Source organism: Paenibacillus sp. N119s (assembly GCF_059447605.1).
In genome coordinates this window covers 1-2,836 of record NZ_JCAJRU010000380.1, presented here as the reverse complement: position 1 = coordinate 2,836, position 2,836 = coordinate 1, and the positions used below count along the sequence as shown (strand labels likewise).

Below are 2,836 nucleotides of genomic sequence, written 5' to 3'. Positions count from 1 at the left end.
TTCCTCTCAAAGCATAAAAGGTCTGCCACCTTGTTGTCAAAAGTGCCATGGCGTGGTCAGTTCCCCAAATTCATAACAAAAAAGGCCTCGCCCTCACGGTCAAAGCCTTCATTAATATAAATAAGTATTCTATGTAGCTTTCTTTCAAAGTTATTTTTAGTTTAATGTGAAGCTAGTTTCACCAAATTTTGTAATCGCATCGGAAAAGAAGCGGACAGAGAAAAACCATAATCGAACAGCTTCCTTGTCTGTGCAAAACGCTCTTCCTTGCTCGGTGCACCCAGCACTACAGCAACTAACCTCTTACCATGCTGCTCAGCTGTACCAGTGAAACAGTACCCAGCATCGCTTGTGTACCCTGCTTTCAATCCATCCGTTCCCGCATAAGAGTAGGGTCCAGCCAAGGAAGGCAGCATCCAGTTCGTATTACTGATGTAAATCCCCTTATCCTTCAATTCCATCTGCGTACGGCTGGACGTTCTGAGAATCTCAGGATGTGACGTAATCAAGTAAGAAGCCAGCTTTGCAGTGTCGCTTGCCGTCATTTTCGTTTCTCCGCGAATATCCTTAGGATGGTTCGGTCCCAGCTCACTCTGACCTGCCCCAGAGGCATTACTAAAGCGACTATCAGGCGATAATCCAATTTGAGCAGCTTTTTCATTCATACGCTTCACAAAAGCAGATTCACTCCCTGCTGAACGCTCTGCCAGCGCCACAGCGGCGTCATTTGCCGAATACACAACCATACTTTGGAACAGTTCAGATACAGTCATTCTTTCGCCATACCGGAGGGACAGATTAACGCCACCCACCGTACTGGCATAACGACTAATTCGCACCTCATCATTCCAGCCTAGCCGTCCAGCTCGGATATCTTCCAGTACCAATAGCTCGGTCATGAGCTTGGACATATTTGCGGAGGGCATGGGCTTATCACCATTCACATCCATCAGTAACTCTCCGGTGTGCATGTCCATCAGCACTGCAGCCTCTGCATCGACATTCGGCTTTCCATTCAACAAGCGGGGCCCAAGTGTAATAAAAATCAATATAATAAGTACCGGGACGACAATAGCCCAACGTAACCAATGTTTTTTCATCATCGTAATAACCTCCATATCTTATTAGACGATGAAAAATCCATTTTGTCTGCAATTTTTCGAAAAAAAGATACAATTTTTTTACCTTTTTTTATTTCACGACAAAATATCCGCCAAACCCTGTACAGGATGACGGATACTTTGCTCCTTAAGTATGCTGTATTAGGCAAAATGACAGGCTACAAAATGCTGATCGCCCGCATCCCGATATACCGGAGCCTCTGTTTTACAGCGGGCTTCCGCCATAGGACAGCGTGTATGAAACTTGCAGCCTGACGGTGGATTAGCCGGAGACGGGATGTCCCCTTTTAACACAATCCGCTGTCTTTTGATTGTCGGATCTGGAATGGGCACTGCGGATAGCAATGCCTTGGTGTATGGGTGAAGCGGATTGCTGAACAGCTCTTCCTTGGAGGCCAACTCTACCATTGAGCCTAGATACATCACACCAATCCGGCTACACAGATGCTCGACTACACTCAGATCATGCGAGATGAACAGATATGTTAGTTGGCGCTCTTGCTGCAAATCGCTTAACAGGTTAATGATCTGAGCCTGAATCGACACATCCAGCGCAGATACCGGTTCGTCAGCCACAATAAAATCAGGATTCAAAATCAAAGCCCGAGCAATCCCAATCCGCTGCCGCTGACCGCCGGAGAACTCATGCGGATAACGATCATAGTGATACGAGGACAGTCCGCAAATGTTCAGTGTTTCGTTGACCTTCCGCCGCAGCTCACTACGGTCAATCAACCCGTGATCGAGCAAGGCCTCTCCGATCGCTTCCCCCACCTTAATTCTCGGATTTAGTGAGCTAAAGGGGTCCTGAAAGACGATTTGCAGCTTCGGACGAAGCGCACGAATTTGCTCCTTGTTTAACGCATGCAAATCTTCGCCTTTGTACCGTACCGATCCCTCCGTCTTATCCATCAATCTGAGAATCGTGCGTCCAATCGTACTTTTACCGCAGCCCGATTCCCCTACCAGACCAAAGGACTCACCCTTATGAATATGAAAGGATACATCATCAACTGCCTTTACATGTCCGACTGTACGCTGAAAAACTCCACCTGTGATTGGGAAATACTTTTTCAGCCCTTCCACTTGAATCAAAGGCTCGCTCATATCCGTTGCCCCCCTTCTTTCTCATATAGCCAGCAGGCAACCTTATGACCATTCTCCTTTTCATTCAAGGGAGGAGCCTGATCTTTGCATATTTGCATACAATGTGCGCACCGGTCATGAAAATGGCAGTTTTCACCCAGCTCAATGGGGTTGGGCACCTGTCCCGGGATGGAATACAGCCGATCCATTTTCTGATTAATGACAGGCTTAGCCTTTAATAGTCCCTGAGTATAGGGATGCTGCGGATTTTTGAACAACTCAATGACAGGTGCCTCTTCAATGACGTTCCCTGCATACATAACGACCACATAATCCGCCATTTCTGCCACGACACCGAGATCATGTGTAATCAGCATAATGGACGTTTTAAGCTTATCCTTTAAATCCCGCATCAAATCGAGAATCTGTGCCTGAATCGTCACATCCAGAGCCGTTGTCGGTTCATCCGCAATCAACAGCTTCGGATTACAACTTAAGGCAATAGCAATCATAATCCGTTGGCGCATACCGCCACTCAGCTCATGAGGATAGGAATGGAATATTTCCTCCGATCGCGAAATGCCCACCAAATTTATCAGTTCAATTGCCCGGGCGCGTGCTTCTTTTTT

At 46.9% G+C, this 2,836-nt stretch carries 3 protein-coding genes; all 3 read right to left on the bottom strand.

Going from position 1 to position 2,836, the window contains the following annotated elements; all coding sequences use genetic code 11:
- Positions 1 to 161: 161 nt before the first annotated feature.
- Positions 162 to 1,103 (bottom strand): D-alanyl-D-alanine carboxypeptidase family protein, encoded by a 942-nt coding sequence (locus AC5V8P_RS24885; RefSeq protein ID WP_063211695.1) that lies wholly within the window; start codon positions 1,101 to 1,103, stop codon positions 162 to 164.
- A gap of 159 nt (positions 1,104 to 1,262) precedes the next feature.
- On the bottom strand, positions 1,263 to 2,228 hold the full coding sequence (locus tag AC5V8P_RS24880; protein ID WP_064797506.1) for an ABC transporter ATP-binding protein: 966 nt from the start codon (positions 2,226 to 2,228) through the stop codon (positions 1,263 to 1,265).
- On the bottom strand, positions 2,225 to 2,836 hold a 612-nt coding region (locus AC5V8P_RS24875), incomplete at its 5' end, for an ABC transporter ATP-binding protein (RefSeq protein WP_495473989.1). The genes AC5V8P_RS24875 and AC5V8P_RS24880, both read right to left, overlap by 4 nt.